At 66.4% G+C, this 21,916-nt stretch carries 21 protein-coding genes; 8 read left to right on the top strand and 13 right to left on the bottom strand.

Translation table 11 applies throughout. The annotated features are described in order from the left end of the window. Positions 1–131: 131 nt before the first annotated feature. Positions 132–515: a hypothetical protein gene (locus BACI348_RS15690; protein ID WP_442858505.1), complete on the bottom strand. Its 384-nt coding sequence runs from the start codon at positions 513–515 to the stop codon at positions 132–134. 202 nt (positions 516–717) lie between these two features. Continuing rightward, entirely contained in the window at positions 718–1,059 is a 342-nt protein-coding gene (locus tag BACI348_RS15685) for a hypothetical protein (RefSeq protein WP_159827413.1), read from the bottom strand. Between the two features lie 137 nt (positions 1,060–1,196). Between BACI348_RS15685 and BACI348_RS15680 the strand changes: the two genes are divergently transcribed. From BACI348_RS15680 to BACI348_RS15665, 4 genes are all read left to right on the top strand, one after another. Then, positions 1,197–2,414, top strand: a complete 1,218-nt coding sequence (locus BACI348_RS15680; RefSeq protein WP_159827410.1) for an MFS transporter — start codon at positions 1,197–1,199, stop codon at positions 2,412–2,414. A 93-nt stretch (positions 2,415–2,507) separates the two neighbouring features. Next, positions 2,508–3,209, top strand: a complete 702-nt coding sequence (locus tag BACI348_RS15675) for an esterase/lipase family protein (protein ID WP_159827407.1) — start codon at positions 2,508–2,510, stop codon at positions 3,207–3,209. A 97-nt stretch (positions 3,210–3,306) separates the two neighbouring features. Then, positions 3,307–3,654 carry a hypothetical protein gene (locus tag BACI348_RS15670; RefSeq protein WP_159827404.1) on the top strand — a complete coding sequence of 116 codons (348 nt, stop codon included), beginning with the start codon at positions 3,307–3,309 and terminating at the stop codon, positions 3,652–3,654. A 107-nt stretch (positions 3,655–3,761) separates the two neighbouring features. Then, positions 3,762–4,655 (top strand): LssY C-terminal domain-containing protein, encoded by an 894-nt coding sequence (locus tag BACI348_RS15665; RefSeq protein WP_236557579.1) that lies wholly within the window; start codon positions 3,762–3,764, stop codon positions 4,653–4,655. 5 nt (positions 4,656–4,660) lie between these two features. On the opposite strand, the gene BACI348_RS15660 is transcribed toward BACI348_RS15665, so the two are convergent. From BACI348_RS15660 to BACI348_RS15635, 6 genes are all read right to left on the bottom strand, one after another. Beyond that, a complete protein-coding gene (locus BACI348_RS15660; RefSeq protein WP_159827398.1) occupies positions 4,661–6,082 on the bottom strand; it encodes a hypothetical protein in 1,422 nt (473 codons plus the stop codon). A gap of 105 nt (positions 6,083–6,187) precedes the next feature. Continuing rightward, positions 6,188–6,661 carry a hypothetical protein gene (locus tag BACI348_RS15655; protein WP_159827395.1) on the bottom strand — a complete coding sequence of 158 codons (474 nt, stop codon included), beginning with the start codon at positions 6,659–6,661 and terminating at the stop codon, positions 6,188–6,190. A 254-nt stretch (positions 6,662–6,915) separates the two neighbouring features. Further along, complete coding sequence (locus BACI348_RS15650; protein WP_159827392.1) at positions 6,916–7,821, bottom strand: phosphatase PAP2 family protein; 906 nt, start codon at positions 7,819–7,821, stop codon at positions 6,916–6,918. A gap of 108 nt (positions 7,822–7,929) precedes the next feature. Then, positions 7,930–9,108, bottom strand: coding sequence for an MFS transporter (locus BACI348_RS15645; protein WP_159827389.1), 1,179 nt, complete (start codon positions 9,106–9,108; stop codon positions 7,930–7,932). 35 nt (positions 9,109–9,143) lie between these two features. Continuing rightward, complete coding sequence (locus BACI348_RS15640; protein WP_159827386.1) at positions 9,144–9,644, bottom strand: SRPBCC family protein; 501 nt, start codon at positions 9,642–9,644, stop codon at positions 9,144–9,146. Positions 9,645–9,655: 11 nt separating this feature from the next. After that, positions 9,656–9,997: an ArsR/SmtB family transcription factor gene (locus BACI348_RS15635; RefSeq protein WP_159827383.1), complete on the bottom strand. Its 342-nt coding sequence runs from the start codon at positions 9,995–9,997 to the stop codon at positions 9,656–9,658. A gap of 164 nt (positions 9,998–10,161) precedes the next feature. On the opposite strand from BACI348_RS15635, the gene BACI348_RS15630 reads away from it, so the two are divergent. From BACI348_RS15630 to menD, 4 genes are all read left to right on the top strand, one after another. Further along, the gene (locus tag BACI348_RS15630) at positions 10,162–11,178 is read left to right on the top strand and encodes a magnesium and cobalt transport protein CorA (RefSeq protein ID WP_159827380.1); all 1,017 of its coding nucleotides are present in this window, start codon (positions 10,162–10,164) and stop codon (positions 11,176–11,178) included. 38 nt (positions 11,179–11,216) lie between these two features. Next, complete coding sequence (locus BACI348_RS15625; RefSeq protein ID WP_159827377.1) at positions 11,217–12,221, top strand: o-succinylbenzoate synthase; 1,005 nt, start codon at positions 11,217–11,219, stop codon at positions 12,219–12,221. A gap of 203 nt (positions 12,222–12,424) precedes the next feature. After that, positions 12,425–14,494 carry a PhoX family protein gene (locus tag BACI348_RS15620; protein ID WP_159827374.1) on the top strand — a complete coding sequence of 690 codons (2,070 nt, stop codon included), beginning with the start codon at positions 12,425–12,427 and terminating at the stop codon, positions 14,492–14,494. Positions 14,495–14,716: 222 nt separating this feature from the next. Next, positions 14,717–16,510 carry a 2-succinyl-5-enolpyruvyl-6-hydroxy-3-cyclohexene-1-carboxylic-acid synthase gene (menD, locus tag BACI348_RS15615; RefSeq protein WP_159830193.1) on the top strand — a complete coding sequence of 598 codons (1,794 nt, stop codon included), beginning with the start codon at positions 14,717–14,719 and terminating at the stop codon, positions 16,508–16,510. A 26-nt stretch (positions 16,511–16,536) separates the two neighbouring features. Here menD and BACI348_RS15610 read toward each other — a convergent pair whose 3' ends face one another. The 5 genes from BACI348_RS15610 to BACI348_RS15590 all read right to left on the bottom strand — a co-directional run bounded on the left by BACI348_RS15610 (position 16,537) and on the right by BACI348_RS15590 (position 21,789). Beyond that, positions 16,537–17,364 (bottom strand): VOC family protein, encoded by an 828-nt coding sequence (locus tag BACI348_RS15610; RefSeq protein ID WP_159827371.1) that lies wholly within the window; start codon positions 17,362–17,364, stop codon positions 16,537–16,539. 244 nt (positions 17,365–17,608) lie between these two features. Beyond that, positions 17,609–18,412 carry an amino acid ABC transporter ATP-binding protein gene (locus tag BACI348_RS15605; RefSeq protein WP_159827369.1) on the bottom strand — a complete coding sequence of 268 codons (804 nt, stop codon included), beginning with the start codon at positions 18,410–18,412 and terminating at the stop codon, positions 17,609–17,611. A gap of 13 nt (positions 18,413–18,425) precedes the next feature. Beyond that, positions 18,426–19,217, bottom strand: coding sequence for an amino acid ABC transporter permease (locus tag BACI348_RS15600; RefSeq protein ID WP_159827366.1), 792 nt, complete (start codon positions 19,215–19,217; stop codon positions 18,426–18,428). 146 nt (positions 19,218–19,363) lie between these two features. Continuing rightward, positions 19,364–20,167: an ABC transporter substrate-binding protein gene (locus BACI348_RS15595; protein WP_159827363.1), complete on the bottom strand. Its 804-nt coding sequence runs from the start codon at positions 20,165–20,167 to the stop codon at positions 19,364–19,366. Positions 20,168–20,388: 221 nt separating this feature from the next. Further along, entirely contained in the window at positions 20,389–21,789 is a 1,401-nt protein-coding gene (locus BACI348_RS15590; protein ID WP_159827360.1) for an isochorismate synthase, read from the bottom strand. Between the last annotated feature and the right edge of the window lie 127 nt (positions 21,790–21,916).

Genomic DNA, 21,916 nt, shown 5'->3' with positions numbered 1-21,916 from the left:
TGGGAGTGCGGCTACCCGTCTATTCGGATACAGCTGCACTTCCAGCCCGTGGAAAGTCTGATAGGAAAGAGTGTTCCGCCGAACATCCTGGCCCGATCATTGGACGCTGCGGATGCTGGGGCCTGGACGCCCTATGCGGCGATCAGTGCCGGCCTTGCGCCAGTATGCCCGCGGCGCGGTGCCAGGACGCTGATAGCGCACGGCTTCTGGGACGGATCGATTTTTGCCGGCAGGTGATGGGTCTCGGAGCAGGCTTGCAGCTGCTCCAGTGCCTCGTCATCCACCAGGGCGTGGGAGATGTCCAACTTCAGGTCCAGGCCCTGCCTGATGGAATTGGCGCGCTTAACCACTACATATAAAGCATTGACGCTGTGCACGGTGACATGCCCCTTTGCAATCACCAGAGCTTTCGCATGATCGAGATCTACACGGACAACAATGTTGAGCTTGGAATTCAAGATGTAAAGCCTTCCCCTGCATTGGCTGCGACGCTGCAGCTTCTTGCGTTGGCCCATTTCTTAAGCCTCAACCAGAGTAGGGGCAGAATGTGATGCACGCAACAGTTACGTATTTATTACACCGTTTGGAGATGCTTGCGTTGTGACAGATGCTGCGCCTGTAACGGCCGCAACGAACCCTGCCAACAAGCGACTGCGGCCTGCGGCACCCAGCCGCCAGCCGCCGTCGAACTCTCCGGCCCTGTACGTTCCGCGGGGCTCACACCACCTCGGGAAGCTTTCCTGTTAACACTGAGACCGGTGCCGAGGACCAGCGCTCGCGCTCCGGCTCGTAGGAGATGACCACGGATGCGCCGCTGTCCCGGGCCTCGTCCATGGCAAGCAGCAGGGCGTCCTCAACATGCCGGGCGTACTCGAGCCGCTCGCGCAGGGTTCCCTGCAGTTCGCCGTCGTCGATTAGGGCGTGGCTCTTGGCATCCACGATGACCTTCAGCAAATACCCCTGGTCCTCATGGAGGGATCCCCGGGTTGATGTAATTTCGGTGACTTTGTCTGCCCGGACCAACCCGTTGCCGAGCGTGCGGATCCACACTTCACCCATTGAATGAACCTCCCCTTTGGCCTTGGGCGCGCGAATCAGCACCCCATAAAGCAAACGGTAGTCCTTTGCAAGGGTTTTGTGACCCCCAAATCTTTGGTTTTCCGTCTCCTGCTGCCACCCGCCCTAGGATCAATCTGATGAGTTCCCCCGACGATCCACAGCCCTTCAGCCTGCGCGCCATCGCATTGGCCGCATTCGGCCCCACGTTGCTTTTCGGGATCGGCCAGGGAGCCATCCTGCCGGTGGTGGCGCTGACAGCCCGCGACCTTGGCGCGTCCGTGGCGCTGGCCGCTTTGATCGTCACGCTGATTGGGCTGGGCTCGTGGTTCTTTAATCTGCCTGCATCCCTGGTGACGCTGAAATTCGGGGAACGCTGGGCCATCGTGGCCGCCGCTGTCGCCGCCGGCCTGGCGCTCGCCGCGGCCGGGCTGTCCTCCCTGATCCCCAACGGCCTATGGCTGCTTGCGGTGGCAATGGCCGTCGTCGGAATGTCCGGAGCGGTGTTCGGCCTGGCGCGGCAAAAATACCTCACCGAAGCCGTCCCCGTGGAGTTCCGGGCACGGGCCCTGTCCACGCTGGGCGGGGTGAACCGGATCGGTGTGTTCATCGGGCCGTTCCTGGGGGCTGCCGTGATGCAGTTTTCCGGGATCGGCGGCGCGTACTGGGTGGGTGTGGTGGCCATGGCTGCCGCCGCGCTGCTGTCCCTCACCATCCCGGACCTGGAGATGGCGGAAACGCGCGACGGCGGCCACAAGGGGCCGGAGCCGACGCTGCGCAGCGTGGCGGTCTCGCACGCCGGGGTGTTCTTGAGCGTGGGGGTGGGGATCCTGCTGCTGAGCGCGCTGCGCTCCTCGCGCCAGGTGGTCATCCCGTTGTGGGCGGACCACCTGGGCATGGATGCCAGCTCCGCTTCCCTGATTTATGGTTTGTCCGGGGCCATTGACATGCTGGTGTTCTACCCGGCGGGCAAGCTGATGGACCGGAAAGGCCGGCAGTTTGTGGCTGTCCCGTCCACGCTGCTGATGGGCGCCGCGCTGCTGCTGATCCCGTTGACCGGGTCCTTTATGGGCCTGCTGCTCGCTGCGCTGCTGATTGGGTTCGGGAACGGCATCAGTTCGGGGCTGGTAATGACCCTTGGGGCGGACTTCTCTCCCGACCGGGGCCGCGGCCAGTTCCTGGGCTTGTGGCGGTTTATGGCCGACGCCGGGTCCACCGCCGGGCCCGTGTTGCTCTCCGGGGTGACGGCCCTCGCCTCCCTGGGGGCGGGGATCTCAGCCACCGGCATCCTGGGGTTCGCGGCGGCAGCCGTGTTCGCCGTCGTGATTCCCCGCCTGAAGCACCGCCGGAACTACTGAGGTTCCCCCGTTGCTCTATCAGTTACGGTGCCCAACCGGCGGTTTGGGGACCAAAAATGCTGGAGCAACGGGGTGTGGGGCTATCCTCAACAGATGAGTGAAACGGGCACGCCCACCCGCATCAGCGCGGTGCAAAAAGGCGCGTGGTGGCTGCAGGACTACCTTTATGCTGCCGGCTGGCAGGTCCGCGGCGTGCTGTCCCGCGTACAGCCCGGTTCGTTCCACCAGGGCAACGGGACCCCCGTGGTGATCATCCCCGGCGTGTACGAAAACTGGCAGTTCATGCTGCCGCTCATCCAACGGATCCACGACGCCGGCCATCCCGTCCACGTGGTGACGGTTTTGCAGCGCAACAAACTGGACGTCCCCGCCGCGGCCCGGGTGGTGGCGCAGCACCTGGAGGAGGCGGGCCTGCGCGATGCCGCGATCGTGGCGCACAGCAAGGGCGGGCTGATCGGGAAGTACACCATGCTGAACCTTGACCCGGAGCGCCGGATCGAGCGGATGGTCGCCGTGTGCACGCCCTTCTCAGGCTCGCGTTATGCCCGGTACATGCTGCTGCCCAGCCTCCGGATCTTTTCCCCCCGCAACGCGTTGACGCTCCAACTCGCACGCGAGGAGACCATCAACAGCCGGATCACGTCCATTTACGGTCCGTTCGATCCGCACATCCCGGAGGGGAGCGTCCTGCCGGGTGCCACCAATATCGAGTTGCCCACCGCCGGGCACTTCCGGATCCTGGGGGACTCCGAGACGGCACGGATCATCGTGGAGCAGCTGAACCTTCCTGCGTGAACCCTGCGTAGCCGGATCCTTGAGCCGACACAGCACCCTCAGTATTCTGGAAGGAGTCATGCAGTAGGCTTCCCGTCGATATTTCCTGGAGGTCACCGTGGCTTCCATTTCCCTCAATTCCTTGCACGTCCCTGTCCACGGAACCCGCCCGCACCATGGTGTTGCGCCGGGAACCCATGCGAGGCGGCATGAACCAGGCATCGAACCCTTGCCCGCCGCGATCCGGCCCAAAGCCGTCCAGGAACTGTTCCGCCGGTGGCCCAAGGTGCCCTCGCGCGAACTGGAACGGATCCGGCACGCGCTGCTGCAGTGCCTCCATCGGGGCCATCCGGGCCGCGAACATCAGCTCTCCGAGCCCGCCCGGGAATTGCTTGACCTGGTGACAGCCGAGCTGGACCGGCGGCGCGAAGCCGTCAGGGCAGGCACTGAACACACCACTGCGTAGCTGGTGCCACCGCTCCGCAGGACAATCCGGACAACGGCGTTTGGGGGTGCCCTGTGGAGCGGTTGGATAGAGTGTTGGTTCGTGCCGTCGCCGAAAGGAGAAGCCCTGTGGCGTCCACTGCCGGGGAGCGGGCTGTTCCGGAGGAGCCGGACCACTCACGTTCCAGCAGCCCGGTGGTGCGCAGGCAAAGCAGGTGGGCCACCGTCCTGGCGGTCCTGCAGCGGCTGCTGTACCTGCTGGTGACCATTGCCGTGGGCTGGGCCGTCTACTATTTCCTGCTCGCCCGGCTTTCGCGCGGCCCCGAGCAGGCGTGGGTGTTCCTGCCCGTCTGGCTGATCCTGGCCTACGCACTGTTGCCGCGCATCCACAAGATCCTCAGCGGGCTGTATATCCCGGACTACTTCATCGGACGGACAAGAACGGGCGACGGCGTCCTGGGCGATCCCGTGAACCTCGCCGTGGTGGGCCCCAAGGAAGAGCTGCGCCAGGCCATGCTGACGGCCGGCTGGGTGGAGGCCGATCCCATCACGCCTGCCACCGCCTGGCATACGCTGACGTCCACCGTCCTGGGCCGCAGCTACCCGGCCGCCCCGGTGAGCTCGCTGTACGTGTTCGGTCACAGGCAGGACCTCGCCTTCCAGCGTGAAATCGACGGAAATCCCCGGAAACGGCACCACGTCCGGTTCTGGCAGTGCCCGCCCGGATGGCGGCTCCCTGGAGGGCTCGCCGTGGATTGGGTGGGGGCCGGGACCTATGACCGAAGCGTAGGCCTGTCCCTGTTCACGTTCCAGATCACCCATAAGATCGCCGACCGCACGGACGAGGAACGCGATTTCATCATCGAAACACTCCGCTCCGCCAACGCTGTGGAATCGGTGCACACCATCCTCAACTACTCCAGCGGCTACCACCACCGCAACGGCGGCGGTGACGCCATCCGCACGGACGGGCACCTGCCCATCATCGACCTGTACCCACCGGAGCGGCTTCGGAGGGCATAAAGCGGTCAGTTCAACGTGAAGGATGTGCTGGTAACGGAAAGGGTGCCGCTGGTGGCAGTCAGGGTGCAACTTGCGAAATTTCCGCTGCCCACGATCAGAAGATCGGGGAACGATGCCAGGCCCGCAGTCCCTGGTTGACTGAGTGTGCCTTTGAGGTTGCACATGGACTGCAGCGAAACCTGGCCTGCTTCTGTCGCATTGCCGTAAGCATCCAGGATGCTGACAGCCACGGAGGGCGTGATGAGCTGGTTCCTTTTTATGTTCGAACCCATGGCTCCGAACTGCAGACTGCTCGGCGTTGCGGCGGTGATGGTGGCTGTTATCGGTGTGGGAGCTGCCAGTCCGTTCGAGGCGACTGTGATCGTTGCGGTGCCGGCCTTCGTGTTCGCGTAGAAGAACGACGCCGATGAGGAACCTGCAGGGATAGTGACAGCGGTGACCATGGCGCCGTTCGCCGTTGCAGCAAAGATGGAGGATGCGGCGGAGCTCGTGGCGAGGGAGATATTGGATATTTCGGCAGTTACAGGGTTGCCGTAAGCATCCTGGCGTTGCACTGTCACCGGGCCAAGGGTGGCCTTGTTGGAGGCCGGGCCGGTGAGGGCGGTTCCACCGGTGACAACGAGTTTGGCAGCTGCCGCCGGAACAACTGTGAAGGTTTTGCTCGCAATGCCGGCGTAACCCGGGCTCGATGCAATGAGGGTGTAGCCCGCTCCGGCCTTGTCGATTGAGAGGCCACTGAACGAGGCGGTGCCCCCACTGTCTGTGACGGCAGTGGCCTGCCCAGACAAAGTTCCGCCGACCGGGTTCGCTCCCAAGCTAACGGTGACAGGGACTCCCCGTTCGCGGACCGGAAAGCCAAAGATGGTCCGTAGCTGAATGTCAAAGGACGAGACGGGCGAACCGGCCGTCACCACGGGGGACGGCTGCGAGTCGAACGAAAGATCGCGGATGCTGGTCACCGCCACATTGCCGCTCACCGGTCCAGGTGCAGTCCACGAGCGGTGGACTGCGGTGACCTGGTACCGGTGCGTGCCTTCCGGGACGGAGATGTCAGTGCAGGTGGTGGCCGCGACCGGGGCCGCAAGGCTGGAGCCGCAGGCGGCCACAACCGTGGAACCGGTGATCCGGGTGATGTAGTAACCCGTGGGAAGCACGCTGCCGCCGGGTCCTGTCCAGCTGACGGTGACATTGGAGTTGCTGCTTGCGGGCACCGAAACGTTGGTGGGCGGAAGCAGCGTGGCGACGGCTGCCGTCGTACTTCCTGATCCGCTGGCGCGCCAGAAGGCGGACGCCGGCTCGGCGCTGATCAACGCGGCAACCAGGAGGATGGCAACGGCCAGGGCGCTGGCGCGCAACGCCCGGTAAACCGGAACCAGCTCCCGCGGAAGCCGGGGGGTGGCTTCGGGGGAGCTGGCGACTGCGGGCACGGGAACCTTCCGGAAAAGTCGGGCTTGGTAGCTGTCAGGCGGACTTCATCACCAAGGGGCTATGAAGCTGATGGACTGTTTCAGGAGTGTGATCCCTGGGCCTCTTCAGCTGGCCGCGATGTGCAGTGGCACGTCCGCCCCCTGGCAACCGTCTTGGTTGACACCGGGGCGGTCGACCATCTGAAGCGTTACGGTGCCGGTTACGGACTCGCCGGCCTTGATCTCGGTCTGGGTGAAGACGGGAGTGCCAACCTTGAAGTCGGCAGCCGAGCATCCGGTGACAGCGGTCCACTCGGCGCCGTTCGCACCTGCCACAGCGGCGGTGACCGTGCTGAGCTTCTGGACGCCGGTGCCCGGGTTGGTCACCGTAAATGTGGCCGTCTTGGTGGGGCCGTTGGGTGACAGCGGGTCACCGGCAACCGAGCTGGTGACGGTGAAGTTCTTGGAGGCGCCCGCCTTGGTGGTGGTGTCCGCGCTGCCCGTGGCGGTCCAGTAGGCGAACGCGGCGCCGCCGCTGATGGCCACCAGTGCGATGGTGGTGCCGATGATGCGCTTCTTACGTCCTGCGACCTTGCCCATGATGTGCCCCTAAAGTTTGTGCGGTGTTCCGCTGAGACTCTGTGAGCCTTAGCGGCTCCGATGGGAATAGCTTGGTAGACGCGGCTCAAATTACGCCGGGGTAATCCGTCAAGGTTTTGTCAAGAGTTCTTCGACGTTTGCGCAGGTCAGTGTCACGGGAGGGGACGGAGACTCCGTTGCGCCGCGTGACGACGCTGGGACTCCCGGTGACGAACCGATGCTTTTGGTCGCCCGCACTGGGACGGAGGTGACCGTCAGCGCCTGGCTGAGTCCCGCCGTCGGGCGGCGAAGGCGAACAGGGCCGTGGTGGCCACGGTGGCCAGGTACCCGGCGATGACGATCAGCGAGATCCCGGCCCAGAAATAGTTGGTGGTGCTGGCTTCCTGCCAGGGCCCCGGCGCGATCCGGACCAGCGAATACACCGCCACCGCCGCGGACGCCAGCCCGATCACCACCGGCAGCGTCAGCCAGATCCGGGCCGAGCCCACATGCCCGCCGAACCCGTCCCACGCATTCCACATCCCGCGCCGGATGATCAGCCAACCCGCCGGAACCATGAACGCGCCCACCAGGAGGAACGCCGCCACGACGTCGGCCGGCCGGTGCCACTGGTTGATCAGCGTGGACACTCCGGAGGCGATGGCGAAGGTGCCGCCCACGAAGCCTGCCATGGGCCGCCAGCGCGGGGAGGCCATCAGGAACACCGCAGCCGCGGCCGACGCCGCCAGGGTGGTGTGTCCGGACGGCAGCGAGTTCAGCTCCAGCGTCACCACGCCCTTGTCCGGCCGCGCCGGCAGCACATCCTTGAGCACCTGGGTGGCGATGTTGGCGCCGATGCAGGCCGCCACGGCGATGCCCGCCTCGGTCCAGTGCTTGCGGATCACCGTGACGAACAGGACCACGACGGCGGCCATCACCAGTGAGATGGTGGGCAGCAGGTCCAGGAACCTGGTGCTCGCCTTACCGGCGGGCCCGTGGATATCAACGGCCTCCACCAGCGCGGATTCATCGATGAACTGGCCCGTAGTGGTCTGGACGAAGAAGTGGTATGTGGCGATCAAACCGGCAATGCAGGCCAGCGTGGCAAGCACGAACAGGACAGCCGAGCCCGGTGCGGGTCTGCTGGGTGTCCTGCTGGAGGTTTGGCGGGAAATCGTCACCGGTTAAGGGTGTCACAAAAAGCTGGGAGCCCGCCGCACCGGGCTGCTGCCTACAACTGAATAGCGCTAAGTGTCGGTTTGGAGCGTCAAGACGGCACTTGGCGCTACCTAGTGGGGCGGCAGGGGGCGCGGGACCGGGGAGAGGCGGGGGATGCCCGCCGCCGCGACGAGCAGGGCAAGGGCACCGAGCCCGAACGGCAGGGCCGTGAGGGTAGCGATGCCGCCCACCAGCAGCGGCCCGCCGGCGTCGCCCAGTTCCCGCCCCAGTTCCGCGGAGCCCATGGTCCGGCCCATCCGCTCCGGCGGCGTGGTGTCCGCCAGATGGGCGAACCCGAGCGGCGTGACAGCGCCGATGCCCGCACCGATCAAAGCCGCGGAAACAAAAATGGTGACCACGCCAGGGGCAACCGCCAGCAGGCCGACGCCCGCGGCAATTAACAGCAGGCCCGCCGTCGTGCCCCTGTTGTCCGTGACGCGGTGGCTGTCCCGCAGACGGCCCATCCACGGCTGGACCAACACGGAGCCGGCCGCGAGGACGCTCACGGCGGCAGTTCCCGCGAGCGCCCCCATCCCGTGCCGGGTGGCCAGCGCGGGAAGGAAACCGACGGCGGCGCCCAGCGCAGCCGTGGAGGCAGCCAGCACCAGTGTGGGCACCAGGAACCGGCGTTCGCCCACCTGCCGCGCCAGGTCCATCACCGTATACCGCTGGCGCGGGAGCGGCTCCAGGTGCGGCACCGCAGCCATCACCCACACAGCGGTAACAACAGCGAGGGCGGAGAGGGAGCCGAACAGCAGCGGGAACCCGCCCGCCAGAATGAGGCCCGCGCCGAGGAGAGGACCAATGATGTAGCCCAAACTCTTCCAGGATCCGTACCGGCCAAAATAGGTGCCGGCCCGTCCGCCGCGGGCCAGCCGGGCCACCATGGCTGACGATGCCGGGGAGAATGCTGACGCCGCCGCGCCCTGCCCCAGCCGGGCCAGCGCCAGCATGAGCGGATCGGCTGCCCACAGCCCAATCAGGGACAGCACGGCGAACGCCACCAGACCGCCAACAATCACCGGTTTGGCGCCGACGCGGTCACTGAGGGCACCGAACACCGGTTTGAGGAAAACCTCAGAGATGTCGTACAGCGCCAGGAGGATGCCCAGGTTCAGCAGCGTCAGGCCGATGTTGCCACTCTGCGCGCCCAGGCCAGCCGCGATGCTGTGCGCCCCGAAGGCCGTGACGAAGCCGGCGGCGTACAGCGGGGCGGAGGAGGAGCGGGTGGCAAGGCCGGAGACGGTCACGTCAGCGAGTGTAGCCGCTGCACGCGCAGGAAAGCTCAGGAGAGCCCGGCCGCCAGCTCCTCGATGATCTCGAACTGCTCGCGCACGCCGCCTTCCATGCCGGACTGGGCAATCATGTCTCGGACTTCCTTGCTTCCCGCATTGGTGCGGATGCTGACCAGGGTAGTGCCGCCGTCGGCCGCTTCAAACGTGACCGTACTGACCACGGCGCCTTCCTCGCTGTCCGGCGGGGTATCCGGCATCTCCATGATTTCGGTGTGGACGATCCGCTCGTTGGGCACAATGTCCCGGTACGTGCCATGGAAGGCCACCTCGAAGTCCCCGTGGGCCACCATCACGTACCGCCAGGCCCCGCCCACGCGGAAATCCATCTCCGCCACAGTCATCTCGCCGCGCCTGCCGGGCCACCACCTCCTGACGAGGTCCGGCGTGGTCCAGGCTTTGTAAACGAGGTGCGGCGGCGCGTTGACCGTGCGGGTGATCAGGATTTCCTCGTCGCTGGGGAAGCTGACGTCCATGGTGCTGGTGTGTGCCATTGCCTTGCTCCTTAACCGTGCGTTTCTTCGTCTTTGAGGTCCGCCAGGACATCCTCCAGCAGCTCGAGCCGCTCCTCCCAGAGGTGCTGGTAGCTGGAAACCCAGTCATGAATGGGCTTGAGTGCCTGCGGGTTCAGCCGGTAGACGCGCTGCCGGCCTTTGTCACGGACGACGACGGCCCCCACCTCGCGCAGGACCCGCAAGTGGCGTGACACGTGCGGTTGTGCGAGGCCCAGCAGCTCCACCAGTTCGTTGACCGGCCGCTCGGCTTGGCTGAGGGCGTCCAGGATTTCCCGCCGCCGGGGCTCGGCCACCGCGTTGAATGCATCTGCCGTTGTTGCCGCCCGTGCCATGTCCCAATCATATATCGATATGGATATGAAATTGAAGGGGTGCTTCCCAAAACCGTGAACCTGAGTAGTGTGCGGATCAAAGGAACCATGGGCTTGCGCGGGCTTGAGGGCACCGAATCCTCCCGAATAGAAGGAGCGGCCGTGTTCAACGAAGGAGGCGGGCAATGACCATCATCGATAACGCCGTATACGTGGACGGACGGCGGACGGAGGACCCCGGAAGCCTGGACGAAACCTACTTCGTGCTCCGCCAGCGCGAGGGCATGGCCTGGATCGGCCTGTACCGGCCCGATCCTGAGGAACTTCAGTCCGTGGCAGAGGAGTTCGACCTGAACCCCCTGGCCGTGGAGGACGCCCTCTCCGGGCACCAGCGCGCCAAGCTGGAGCACTACGGCGAATGCGTGTTCCTGGTCCTGCGGCCGGCCCGCTACCTGGACGACGTGGAGAAGGTGGACTTCGGCGAGATCCACGTTTTTGTGGGGCAGGAGTATGTGGTGACGGTCCGGCACGCCGAATCCCCGGACCTGGCCAAGGTGCGCCGCCGGATGGAGGGGATGCCGGAGTTCCTGGCGCTGGGCCCGGACGCTGTCCTCTACGGCATCCTGGACCAGGTGGTGGACGAGTACGAGCCGGTGGCGGCGGGGCTCGAGAACGACATCGACGAGATCGAGGACGACCTCTTCGGCGCCGACCCGGATGTTTCCCGCCGGATCTACGAACTGTCCCGCCAGGTGATCACCTTCCAGCGCGCCACCAGCCCGCTGGCGGGCATCCTGCAGGAACTGATGGCCGGAACGCCGGAGCGGGTGCCGGACCCGGAACTGCAGGACCATTTCCGTGACGTTCTGGACCACGTGCTGCGGCTTAACGAGCGCGTGGCATCCTTCCGGGCCCTGCTGCAGAACGCGCTCGCCGTCAACGCGGCCCTGGTTGCGCAGCGGCAGAATGACGAAATGCGCCTCCTCACCGAGTCCAGCTACGCGCAGAACGAACAGGTCAAGCGGATCTCCTCGTGGGCTGCCATTCTGTTCGCGCCCACCCTCGTCGCCTCGATTTACGGCATGAATTTTCGTGACATGCCCGAGCTCAACTGGCTTTTTGGCTACCCGTTCGCCCTGGGCCTGATGTTCGTTATGGGTTCTGCCCTGTACCTGACGTTCAAGCACAACAAGTGGATCTAGCGGCCGTAACCGCGGGCGCCCGCTTGTACAGTGGGTCCATGCCCGCCGCCGCACCGCCCCTGCCCGCCCTTGAGGACCTGCTGGCCAGAGCGCACGTGGTCAGCCTGCCGATGCGCGTGAAGTTCCGCGGCATCATGGCGCGTGAGTCCCTGCTGCTGCGCGGCCCGGCGGGCTGGGGCGAGTTCTGCCCCTTCCCGGAGTATGGCGATGCCGAGGCCTCCCGCTGGCTGGCGTCCGCGATCGAGGCGGGCTGGGAAGGGTTTCCGGAGCCGCTGAGGACGGTTGTCCCGGTCAACGCCACCGTCCCCGCCGTAGCCGCCGGGCGCGTGCCCGGGATCCTGGCGCGCTTTGGCCGGGTGGACGCCGTCAAGGTGAAGGTCGCCGAACAGGGACAGACGCTCGACGACGACGCCGCCCGCCTCGCCGCGGTCCGCTCCGCCCTCCCGGACGCCACCATCCGGGTGGATGCGAACGGCGGCTGGGACGTCCCTGCTGCCATCGAGGCACTCACCCGGCTCGCCGGCGTCGGGCTTGAATACGCCGAGCAGCCCGTCCCCACCATCGACGGACTGGCCGAGGTGCGGCGCGCGCTGCAGGCCGCGGGCACCCCGGTGCTGATCGCCGCGGATGAAAGCGTCCGCAAGGAAACGGACCCCCTGAAGGTGGCCCGGGCAGGCGCGGCGGACCTGATCGTGGTCAAGGTGGCCCCGCTCGGCGGAGTGCGGCGCGCCCTGGACATCGTGGCTCAGGCCGGGCTGCCCGCCGTCGTCAGTTCCGCGTTGGACACCTCCGTGGGGATCCGCGCGGGCCTTGCCCTGGCGGCCGCGCTGCCCGAGCTGCCGTACGCGTGCGGGTTGGGGACCGTGTCCCTGTTCGAATCGGACATCACCACGGATCCGCTGGTGGCCGACGACGGCGCCATCCGCCTCCGCCACGTGTCCGCCGATTCCGGGCTGCTTGAGCAGTACGCGGCTTCCGCCGAACGTCGCGACTGGTGGCTGGCCCGGCTGGCCCGCGTCCACGCGTTCCTGACCCCCCAGTGACGCTCTCTTTTCCTGCGACGCTCTATCGCTTATCGCGGGTATTTATCGAACGCTCTATCACTTGATGTGGCTTTTTTAGGACGCGCCATCACATTCCCGCAGGTCACGCGGGGTTAGCCGGAACTTCACCTTCCTGACTACTTGATGTAGAAATTCACTGACAGGGTGGGCGGGACCTCATAGAAACATCTTGGAAGGCCCCCATGTCTGAAACGACTGCCCGTAAATTTCCGCTGCTGCCGATGCTCGGCCACACCAAGGGCAACCGCAGTGCCGTCACCTGCGCGCTGAAGTGCGACAACGCCTGCGCCGGCGACGTCTGCAACACCAGCTCCAACAGCTACTTCCGCGACATCGCCTCCGCCACCATGTCCCGCCGCGCCGCCCTGGGCTTCGGTGCCGCCGGTGCCCTCGCCGTCGTCCTTGGAAGCGCGGTGACCTCCGCCGAACCGGCCAGTGCTGCGGGCCTGTCCAAGGCTGCGAAGGAAGGCTTCGGCAAGTCCAAGCTGCAGTTCACGGCCATCAAACCGGTGGACAAGGCGGTGGATGCTTTCACCGTTCCCGAGGGATTCACCTGGCAGCCCATCATCCGGTGGGGCGACCCGCTCTTCAACGACTCGCCGGACTTCGACCTGAACAAGCAGACGGCAGCCGCCCAGGCCCGCCAATTCGGCTACAACAATGACTACACGGACATCGTGGAGATCCCGGACAGCAAGGGCCGCCGCGCCGTGCTGTTCACCAACCACGAGTACACCAACGAGAACATCATGGTCCCGGCCGGGTATGACGCCGTGGAGACCCGCGCCATCGGACGCGCAGCGCACGGCCTGGCCGTGGTGGAACTGGAGCGCAAGAACGCCACCAAGCCCTGGAGCTACGTCAAGGGCGCGCCGCTGAACCGCCGCTTCCTCTCCGACACCACCTACGAACTGACCGGACCGGTGGCCGGCTCGGCTCTCACCAAGACCGTGGCGGACCCCACCGGCAAGTCCATCAAGGGGACGTTCGGCAACTGCTCCGGCGGCACCACCCCATGGGGCACCATCCTCTCCGGCGAAGAAAACTTCAACGGCTACTTCGTCTCGCCGGGAACATCCGCAGCGGACAAGCGCTACGGGCTCACCAGCAAGCCCACAGCCCGCCTCTGGGAACTTGACGACAAGCGCTTCGACACCCGCAATGCCGGCTACGAAAATGAAGCCAACCGCTTCGGCTGGATCGTGGAGGTGGACCCCTTCGACCCCACTTCCACCCCGAAGAAGCACTCCGCCATGGGCCGCTTCAAGCACGAGGGCGCCAACGTGATCGTGGCCGAATCCGGGCACGTGGTGGCGTACATGGGTGACGACGAGCGCTTCGACTACCTCTACAAGTTCGTCTCCAAGGACAAGTACCGCGAGGGCGACCGCAAGCACAACATGGGGCTGCTGTCCGAGGGCGACCTGTACGTGGCCATGTTCACCGGCAACTCACCTGCCGCCGAAATCACCGGGACCGGGGCCGTGCCCGCCGACGGCGTGTTCGACGGCTCGGGCGAATGGCTGCCCCTGGTGGTCGGCGGCAAGTCCGCCGTGGCCGGGATGTCCGTCGAAGAGGTCCTGGTGTACACCCGCCTGGCCGCAGACAAGGTAGGTCCAACCAAGATGGACCGCTGCGAGGACGTCCAGCCCAGCCTGCACACCGGCAAGGTCTACGTGGCCTGCACCAACAACACCAACCGTGGCACCGGTTCCAGCGAGGCCGCCACGGAAGTCAACCCGCGCAACCAGAACCGTGACGGCCACATCGTGGAAATCACTGAACGGGGCGACCAGGCCTCCACCACGTTCAACTGGAACCTCCTGCTGGTCTGCGGTGACCCGGCCCTGCCCCGCGCCACCTACTTCTCGGGGTTCCCGGCGGACAAGGTCTCGCCCATCTCCTGCCCGGACAACCTCGCGTTCGACTCAGTGGGCAACCTTTGGATCTCCACCGACGGCGCGCCGTCCACCATCGGCTACAACGACGGGCTCTTCAAGGTCACCCTGGATGGCGCTGAGCGCGGCAAGGTGGAGCAGTTCCTCGCCGTTCCGCGCGATGCCGAGACCTGCGGACCCATCATCCATGACGAGGAACGGACCGTGTTCGTGGCCGTCCAGCACCCGGGCGAGGAGGGCACCTTTGAGGCGCCGAACTCCTACTTCCCGGACTACGTCCCGGCAGGTACGACGCCGGCCCGCGGCCAGGTGCGCGCGCCGCGTCCCGCCGTGGTCCAGGTATTCCGCGGCTAGGTTCGTCCCGGTGATCGAGCCTGTCGAAATCCAACGCTCTCTCACTTAACGCGGGTAAATCCAGGATGCTCTCTCACATACCGCAGGAATAATCGGAACGCTCTATCACTCTCTTCAGGAGAGTGATAGAGCGTTCCGGGTTAACGTGCATCAAGTGATGGAGCGTCGAGGCGGGGTGGTGCAGGAAGTGATGGGGCGTTGGGTGTTTTCGTGCGGGAAGTGATGGGGCGTCGGGGGTGGCAGACTGGTTTGGTGACTTCGCTGAACGACCCCGCCCCTGACGCCGCCCACACTTCCGGCGCAGATTCTTCTGACACAGCGGCCCCCTTGAGTGCCTTGGCATCCGCACGGATGGTCGTCGAAGCGCTGCTCGACGGCGGCGTGCAGCACGTGGTGGTCTCGCCGGGTTCGCGGTCCGCCCCCATGGCGTACGCACTGGCGGACGCCTCGGCCCAGGGCAGGGTGGAGCTTCTGGTCCGGATTGACGAGCGCTCCGCCGGGTTTACGGCACTGGGGCTGGCGCTGTCCACAGGATCGCCCGCGGCGGTGCTCACCACGTCCGGAACCGCCGTGGGCAACCTGCTGCCGGCGGTGATGGAGGCCAACCACGCGGCGGTTCCGCTGATCGTCCTGTCCGCCGACCGCCCTGACGAGCTCCGCGGAACGGGCGCCAACCAGACCACCGTCCAGCCGGACATCTTCGGCGACCAGGTGCGGTTCGCCGTCGACATCCCCGCCGGCTCCAACCCCGAACGGGCCGTCCACACTGGCCTTTCCGCCGCCACCGGCGCATTCCCGGATTTCCCCCCGGGCCCGGTGCAGCTCAACCTTGCGTTCCGGGATCCGCTGGTTCCGGCGCCGTCGGACCGGTTGCCGGTGCCTGCCGGACGGCCGCGGTACCGCATCGGCACCGAGCCGCTCATCATGAACCTGCCGCCTGCTTCGACGGACCTGCCCGAGCGCCGGACCGTGGTGTTGGCCGGTCACGACGCCGGTCCCGTCGCCGAGGCTTTCGCCCGCGCCCATGGCCTGCCGCTGCTGGCGGAGCCGTCCTCGAACGCGCGTTTCGGGCCGAATGCGGTGGGACCGTACCGGCTGCTGCTGGAGCACTTCGGGCCTGGCGCAGGGCAGCCGATCGAGCGCGTGGTGCTGTTCGGCCGGCCCACGCTGTCCCGCCCGGTTGCTGCGCTCCTGGCCCGGGCGGACGTGCCGTCCGCGTTGTACCAGCCGGTTCCGGTGGCCTGGTATGAGCCCGGACGGCGCACCGAACTTCCCCTGGAAGACCTCGCCGACCTCGCCGATTTTGCCGGCCGGGGCCCGTCTGACTGGCTGGATACGTGGCTGCTCGCCGGTTCTGCCGCGCAGCACGCACTGGACCTTGTCCTGGCCGAAGACGCGCCGGCCACCGGACCGGCGGTGGCATCGCTCGTCTGGAAGCACGCCCGCGGGCAGTTGGTGCTCGGCTCCTCGAACGGCATCCGCGACGCGGACCTGGCCGGCCTGCCCGCCCCGGACCCCGCCGCCACGGTCTATGCCAACCGGGGCCTCGCAGGGATCGACGGCACCGTTTCCACCGCCACCGGCATCGCCCTCGGCGGCCGGCAGGAAACCACCGTCCTCCTTGGCGACGTCACCTTCCTGCACGACGCCGGGGGCCTGCTCCTGGGCGCCGGGGAAGAGCAGCCGCAGCTGCGGATCGTGGTCCTCAACGACTCCGGCGGTGCCATCTTCGACCTGCTGGAACATGGCGCGGTGCGGGAGGCTGGAACGTACGGCGACGCCGTCGAACGCCTCTTCGGCACCCCGCACACAGTGGACATCGCGGCACTTGCCGCAGCGTACGGCGTCGGGCATGTCTCAGTCAGTACGACGGCGGCACTCGCCGAAGCGCTCGGCCAACCCGTGGAGGGCCGCACTATCCTTGAGGTCCGCGCGGACCGCAGCGGCCTGCGCGCCCTGCATGCCCGGATTAAGGGCGCCGTCGCCGCTGCCGTTGGGGGAGTGCTCGCGCGCTAGCCTAGGTCCGCCCGCGTGACAGGGTGCTAACCGCCCGGGGGAGTGAACTGGCTGGTGCTGAATACCGCTCCCTGCGGGTCCCGGATCAGTGCCTCGCGCGTCCAATCGGTGTCGTCCTGCCGAATAACCTCAGCGCCCAGCCGCCCGGCCTCTGCCACGGTCCGGTCCCTGTCTGCAACGGTGAACGTGACGTGCCAGTGCGGTGGTTCGTCGGAGGAGCTGGCTACGATCCAGGCGACCGCGTCCTCAAAGCCTGCGGGGGCGGGGAACGTCGACTGCCGTGCCCTGATGTCCGGGTCGACTGTCGCTTCGAGGTGGTCGCCGTAGCCGGGGCGGCGGACCATAAGCCCGTAGCCGATGTCGTCCACCTGCCAGCCGAACGCTTTTCCGTAGAAGGCCATGGCGGCCTCGGGGTTCGGGGTGTGGAGATCGCTGAAATTCCAGGTCCCCGGCTGATTTGCCAGCTGGGCCCCTGGACGGCGCTTCGCCTGCCAGAGGCGGAATGCGGCGCCGTCCGGGTCCACCATCGCCGCGCTGCGGCCGCCTTCCCCGGCATCCGCTGGCGCGGACAGGAGGCTGGCACCGGCCGCCACGAGGCGTGGAACTGCAGCATCGGCGTCGTCCACTGCTACGTAGGTGTTCCACGCCGTGGTTCCCTCCTGCCCGCTGCCCAGGCCCGCAACGTCCCTGCCCCCGAGCCGTGCTATCAGATAGCGGCCCGTCGCGCCCGGCGGCATCACGTCCTCGAACGTCCAGCCGAAAAGTCCCGCGTAGAACTCAGCGGCGGCATCAACGTCGGGTTGCTCCGTGTCGATCCAGCACGGCACGCCGGATGGGTAGGTCCGCTGGTTCATGGATCGCTCCTGCGCGGGGTTTGCCTGCGGGACCGGCAGTTCCGCCGCTGATCCGGCGGACGCTGCCGTTGGACCCATTGTCGGCTCGCCCCGAGATACAAGTAAAGGCCAGGTTGGCGACACGCAACTTCACTTTCGACGCGCAAAAGCCCTGTCGCTGCCCGGATGTGGGTACGACAGGGCTATTGCGCGGCGTCAGCTGCGCGTCGTCAGAGCAACAGCAGCAGCGGCGGCCGGAGCGCGTCTATTCCTCGATCTCGATGTGGGTCGGGTCGAGCACGCGGCGCAGGAACTCCTTGGTGCGCGGCTGCGCGGGGGCGGCAATGACCTGCTCGGCCACGCCTTCCTCCACCACAACGCCGCCGTCCATAAACACCACACGGTCCGCCACTTCGCGGGCGAAGCCCATCTCGTGGGTGACCACCAGCATGGTCATGCCCTCCTTGGCGAGGTTACGCATGACGGAGAGGACATCGCCCACCGTTTCGGGGTCCAGGGCGGAGGTGGGCTCGTCGAAGAGCATGAGCTCGGGGTCCATGCTGAGCGCCCGGGCAATGGCCACGCGCTGCTGCTGGCCGCCGGACAGCTGGTCCGGGAACCGGTCCGCGAGGTGGCCCAGACCCACACGCTCAAGGTTGTGCAGGGATACTTTGTCCGCCTCGGCCTGGGAGCGCTTAAGGACCTTGACCTGCGCGATGGAGCAGTTGCGCTTGGCGTCCAGGTGCGGGAAGAGGTTGAACTGCTGGAACACCATGCCCACCTTGCGGCGCATCTTGTCGATGTCCACATCGGGGTCGGTGGCTTCGAAACCGCCCACGTGGATGCTGCCCTGGTTGGGTTGCTCGAGCAGGTTGACGCAGCGCAGGAGGGTGGACTTGCCGGAGCCGGAGGGCCCGATCAGGCACACCACTTCGCCCGGCGCCACGTCCAGGCTGATGCCTTTGAGCACCTCGTTCGTTCCGTAGGATTTGCGCAGGTCCGTGATGGACACACCGGCGGCGTGCACTGTTGCCGTTCCGCCGCGGGAGTTGTTTACGACGTCGTTCATTTAGCTTGCCTGCCTATCGCTTGGTCCGCGCGGAGCGGCTTTCGAACTTCCGGGCCAGGAGGCTCAGCGGGATGGTGATCACCAGGTAGAAGGCGCCGGCTACCAGGAGCGGGGTGAGCCCGGCACCCAGGCTGGAGATACCGTCCCGGCCGAACTTGGTGAGCTCGTACTGCGAAGCGGTGAGGCCCAGGACGTAGATCAGCGAGGAGTCCTTGGTGAGCAGGATGACCTCGTTGGTGAGCGGCGGCAGGACGATACGGAAGGCCTGCGGGATCACGATGGTCACCATGGCCCGCCACTGCGGCATGCCCAGGGACCGGGCCGCTTCGAGCTGACCCTTAGGCACTGCCTGCAGGCCGGCGCGGAGGGTCTCGGCGATGTACGCGGAGGCCACGATGCCGAGGGACAGCATCACCACCAGGGTGATGTTCCACGAGACGCCGAACGCCAGCGGCACGCCGTAGCCGAAGGCGATGAACACCAGCAGGGCGGGGATGCCGCGGAAGAATTCAATGTAGCCGGTGGCGATCCAGCGGTAGAGCGGGAAGCTGGAGAGCTTCATCAGGGCCAGCAGCAGGCCGCCCGAGAGGCCCACCACGAAGCCGAGGACCGTGTAGATGAGGGTGTTCACCAGGCCGGTGGTGAAGATGCCGGGGAACATCGGCCCGATCTTGGCGAAGTTGAAGACGCTGTTGCCGATGGTCTTCCAGTCGGTGGCCAGGATCAGCGCGGCGATGGCCACCACAAAGATTCCGGCCTGGACATAGAGGCTTACTCTGGCTCGCTGACGTGCGGTCATTGCCATGGGGTGCTCACATTCGTTGTGCGTGGCAGAGGCCCCGGACGGTCTGCGTACAGCCCGGTCCGGGGCCCCTGCTGCGTAGTTCTCTGGGCCGAAACGGTGCCAGGGCGGGGGAGCCCCAGGCCTCCACGGCGACTACAGGTGGGTGGCTACTTGGCGGTTTCGCCGAACCAGGTGGTCTTGAACTTCTCCAGCGAGCCGTCATCGGTCAGGCGCTTGAGGGTGCCGTTGACCTTCTCTGCCATGGCGGTGTTGCCCTTCTTGATGGAGATGCCCAGCTGTTCGCCGGTGGCAAAGTCCTCAACGCTCTTGAACTTCGGCTGGTCCTTGATGGCGTAGCCCAGGACGGACTGGTTGCCCAGGGCGGCGTCGATGGTGCCGGCTTCGAGTGCCTGCACCAGGAGGCCGGTGTCCTCGAACTGCTGCGCGTCGATGCCCTCCTTTTGGGCGTAATCGGCGCCGGTGGTGGCCTGCTGGACACCCACCTTCTTGCCCTTGGCATCGTCCAGGCTCTTGATGCCGGAGCTGTCGCTGGCCACGAGTGCGAGGTCGTCGTCGAGGTACGGGGTGGAGAAGTCCATCACGGCCTTGCGGGTGTCCGTGATGGAGATGGAGGAGATGCCGAGATCGCACTGCGTGAGGGCGGTACCGGTCTCGATGGCTTCGAAGGAGCTGTCCACGATGCTCAGTTCGGCGCCAAAGTCCTTGGCGAGTTCCTTGGCGATGTCCACATCGAAGCCGACCGTCTGGCCGTCCTTGTCGAATTCGAACGGCTCATAGGGGATGTCCGAGCAGACGGTGAGCTTGCCGGAGTTGATGAGCTGGACGCCGCCTTCAGAGGCTGCCGGAGTTGCGCTTCCGCCGCCGCAGGCCGTGAGGGTTAGTGCGCCAACGGCGAAAAGTGCTGCTGCCTTGGCGGTCATTGTGGCCGTGGCCAGGGACTTGAGCTGCATGTTTCTTACCTTTTGTTGCAGGAGTATGCGGTACTAAATCGGTTCATAGTGTAGCGCCCAATAAGAGATGTGCATCACAGGAAACTTAGTTTCACTATTGGATAACTAAATTACTCCTGTTTTCAAGCCTAGGCGAGGCAGAGCTGTCTCCGGTGCCGGACGCTCCCAAGCGGGCAGCACGATGTGGGGCTCTGAACTGCGAAAACGACACATCGCGCTGCCTAGTTCTTGATCCCGAGCGCTTCCAGCATCGGCCGGAACTTGGCCCAGGTTTCTGCGAGCTCGGCCTCGGGCTGCGAGCCGTCAACTATTCCGCAGCCGGCATACAGCCGCACCGTGTCGGGGCCTTCGATCACGGCGCCGCGCAGCGCGATGCCCCATTCGCCGTTTCCGGCTGCGTCCAGCCAGCCCACCGGTCCGGCGTAGGGCCCCCGGTCCAGGTGCTCCAGCTTCCGGATCAGGGCTCCGGCAACCTGGGTGGGCGTTCCGCAGACAGCGGCAGTGGGGTGCAGGGCGTTGATCAGCGCCAGGCAGGTGGGCACGTGCCCTTCTATCTCAGCCAGTTCAGCCTTCACGTCCGAGGCCAGGTGCCACACGTTGGGCAGCTCCAGGATGAACGGCTCGTCATGGGCGTTCATCGCCTCGGAGAACGGCGCGAGCTGGGTGGTCAGCGACTGAATGGCGATCTCGTGCTCGTGCCGCTGCTTCTCCGACCCCGCCAGTACCCTCGTGGCGTAGTCCATGGGGAGTCCGTCCTCACCGTGCGCGTCGCGGCGGTCCAGGGTTCCGGCCAGCACGCGCGCCTGCGCGGTACGGCCCTCCACCTGGATCAGCATCTCCGGCGTCGCGCCCACCAGGCCGTCCACGCCGTATGTCCAACATTCGCGGTACCGCCCGGCGAGTTCGCGGAGCACTTTCGCGGCGTTGACGCCGGTGGGCACCGTTGCCACGATGTCGCGCGCGAGCACCAGCTTCTCCAGCGACCCGGTCCGGATCTCGGCCACCCCGGCGGCAACTGCCGCCTTCCAGTCTTCCTCGCTAAGCGATCCTGTGTGCAGGGTTGCCCCGGCAGCAAGGGGCAGGGGGCGTACGACGGCGCCGCCCGCCTGGGCGGGGACGTTGCCGGAGGTGACGGCGCCGGCCAAGTCCGCTGCCGCCGTCGTCCGTCCCGCCGGCTGGACTGCCGGGGTGCCGCTGCGGAGCCAGTGCTCCAGGGCGGCGAGGGCGCCCGCCTCGGTGAGGGGGCCGTCGTCGAACGTTAACTGGGTGAGCCATACCCGGCCGTCCCGGACCCCCACAACTATTTCGGGCACGATCAGGCGTGACTCGTGGGCAGAGGTTTTGGAGAAGGCGAAGGAGCCGAAGGCCACAGGGCCCGTGCCGGGGAGCTCCACGGAGTCGGCGATGTCCGCCTCGAGGACCAGGTGGCGCCACCAGATATCGGCCTCGAGGAAACGCTCGGGGCCCGTGGCCGTGAAGCGGGCGATCTCGCCGAAGCCGACCAGTCCTGCCTCTCGGCGGGTCCAGCAGAGGAGGTCGTCCCGGACCAAAAACGACGGCAGCCCCCCGGCGAATTGTTGGCCATCGAGGGGGACTGTCAAGGTGCGGAACGTGCTGGTCATGATTGCTCCACGGTACTCCTTTTTACTGGTGGGGCCGGTTACGACGAAGCAGGGGAGCAGCCGGGACCCCCGAACCGCCCGGACCAACGCCGCAGGCCAGGCCCCGGTGTGGCGGAAGCCGGCTTGG

Origin of the sequence: Arthrobacter sp. 9AX (assembly GCF_902506095.1) — a bacterium.
In the GTDB taxonomy this organism is placed as follows: Bacteria; Actinomycetota; Actinomycetes; order Actinomycetales; family Micrococcaceae; genus Arthrobacter.
This window is presented reverse-complemented; position numbering and strand designations above follow the sequence as displayed.

Coding starts and splice junctions, on each gene's coding strand:
- BACI348_RS15600 (WP_159827366.1), bottom strand. CDS start 19,217: ATGGCAATGACCGCACGTCAGCGAGCCAGAGTAAGCCTCTATGTCCAG.
- BACI348_RS15685 (WP_159827413.1), bottom strand. CDS start 1,059: ATGGGTGAAGTGTGGATCCGCACGCTCGGCAACGGGTTGGTCCGGGCA.
- BACI348_RS15680 (WP_159827410.1), top strand. CDS start 1,197: ATGAGTTCCCCCGACGATCCACAGCCCTTCAGCCTGCGCGCCATCGCA.
- BACI348_RS15610 (WP_159827371.1), bottom strand. CDS start 17,364: ATGAACCAGCGGACCTACCCATCCGGCGTGCCGTGCTGGATCGACACG.
- BACI348_RS15675 (WP_159827407.1), top strand. CDS start 2,508: ATGAGTGAAACGGGCACGCCCACCCGCATCAGCGCGGTGCAAAAAGGC.
- BACI348_RS15640 (WP_159827386.1), bottom strand. CDS start 9,644: ATGGCACACACCAGCACCATGGACGTCAGCTTCCCCAGCGACGAGGAA.
- BACI348_RS15690 (WP_442858505.1), bottom strand. CDS start 515: ATGGGCCAACGCAAGAAGCTGCAGCGTCGCAGCCAATGCAGGGGAAGG.
- BACI348_RS15595 (WP_159827363.1), bottom strand. CDS start 20,167: ATGCAGCTCAAGTCCCTGGCCACGGCCACAATGACCGCCAAGGCAGCA.
- BACI348_RS15625 (WP_159827377.1), top strand. CDS start 11,217: ATGCCCGCCGCCGCACCGCCCCTGCCCGCCCTTGAGGACCTGCTGGCC.
- BACI348_RS15590 (WP_159827360.1), bottom strand. CDS start 21,789: ATGACCAGCACGTTCCGCACCTTGACAGTCCCCCTCGATGGCCAACAA.
- BACI348_RS15635 (WP_159827383.1), bottom strand. CDS start 9,997: ATGGCACGGGCGGCAACAACGGCAGATGCATTCAACGCGGTGGCCGAG.
- BACI348_RS15655 (WP_159827395.1), bottom strand. CDS start 6,661: ATGGGCAAGGTCGCAGGACGTAAGAAGCGCATCATCGGCACCACCATC.
- BACI348_RS15630 (WP_159827380.1), top strand. CDS start 10,162: ATGACCATCATCGATAACGCCGTATACGTGGACGGACGGCGGACGGAG.
- BACI348_RS15605 (WP_159827369.1), bottom strand. CDS start 18,412: ATGAACGACGTCGTAAACAACTCCCGCGGCGGAACGGCAACAGTGCAC.
- menD (WP_159830193.1), top strand. CDS start 14,717: ATGGGGCGTCGGGGGTGGCAGACTGGTTTGGTGACTTCGCTGAACGAC.
- BACI348_RS15620 (WP_159827374.1), top strand. CDS start 12,425: ATGTCTGAAACGACTGCCCGTAAATTTCCGCTGCTGCCGATGCTCGGC.